Genomic DNA, 775 nt, shown 5'->3' with positions numbered 1-775 from the left:
TGCACTTAAACGTGTCACCACTTCACCATTATGGATAAGGCTAAACGACGAATTACCCAACAGCTCAAAACCGCCACTCATGGTGACTTTGCTGGTAAATTTATTATAATTCTGCCATTCATTTGGGCTTGTGAGACGACCATAGGCTGTGAGATCTTCATTAATCTTGGTTCTAAAGTCATCCAATCCAACAATATCTTCTGTTTTATGTTGATGGGTGCCTAATAAGGAAACGGCACTGCCAAAGGTAAAATGATTGTTGCCTGCTTTATAGAGCACATAGTTATTTGCCGCATCTTTGGCGCCATCGATATCGCTTAAATCAGCAAAAGTGAAGGTTTTATCGGCTGGCATCTTGCCATTGAGGGCGCTTTCTAGCCCCGTCACATCGCTTATGGTATGTGTATGCTTTGAAGGGGCTTTTCCCTCTATCTTTTCCTCAACAGTTATAAGCGCTTGATCAAGTTTACCCAAGTTTTCACGTAAAATGGGGAATTCAGAACTGATAAAACGTCCCTCTTTTGGCAATTCCATGTCGAGTTTTTTGGTTTTTGTCATCTTTCATTCTCCCATCATATGATGCCGGCGCCAAAATCACACACCATGGACCGTGCAGCCGGTCCACCGGTAAGGGTGAGTTTTAAGCGTGCTTGTCGTGCTGTTTTGTCGCTGCTCACAAATTTACGCTCTGTCCAAAGCGGTTCAGCGAGTTGTTCTGTCTCATCCAGTTTTAAAGGGGTGAAAGCACCATCATCCAGTTGCATCTCGAGGGTGA

Annotated in this window: 2 protein-coding genes; both read right to left on the bottom strand. The window is 44.0% G+C overall.

From position 1 onward, the window contains the following. A partial coding sequence (locus tag ABD915_RS09985; protein ID WP_345117813.1) for a Bgr_08870 family protein occupies window positions 1-558 on the bottom strand: 558 nt, incomplete at its 3' end. A gap of 14 nt (window positions 559-572) precedes the next feature. Further along, a partial coding sequence (locus ABD915_RS09980) for a hypothetical protein (RefSeq protein ID WP_345117811.1) occupies window positions 573-775 on the bottom strand: 203 nt, incomplete at its 5' end.

It is taken from the genome of Bartonella jaculi, assembly GCF_039543045.1.
GTDB lineage: Bacteria > Pseudomonadota > Alphaproteobacteria > Rhizobiales > Rhizobiaceae > Bartonella > Bartonella jaculi.
Note: the sequence above shows the minus strand (reverse complement) of the source record. Positions and strands in the feature narration are given on the sequence as shown.